Here is a 234-nt window from a genome sequence, read left to right as displayed (position 1 = left end):
AGCCCCCGCATCCAATCAGTAGCTCTACCTCTATAAAACTAAATCAACGCTGCACCTAAATGCATTTCGGGGAGTACGAGCTATTTCCGAGTTTGATTGGCCTTTCACCCCTACCCACAGGTCATCCGAAGACTTTTCAACGTCAACCGGTTCGGTCCTCCACTGTATGTTACTACAGCTTCAACCTGCCCATGGGTAGATCACACGGTTTCGCGTCTACCACTACTAACTAAA

The 234-nt window shown here is 48.3% G+C and carries 1 rRNA gene; it reads right to left on the bottom strand.

The annotated features are described in order from the left end of the window. Positions 1–234, bottom strand: a 23S ribosomal RNA gene (locus FUA24_RS03855); the annotation flags it as partial.

The sequence above is a fragment of the Seonamhaeicola marinus genome (genome assembly GCF_008085455.1).
This window is presented reverse-complemented; position numbering and strand designations above follow the sequence as displayed.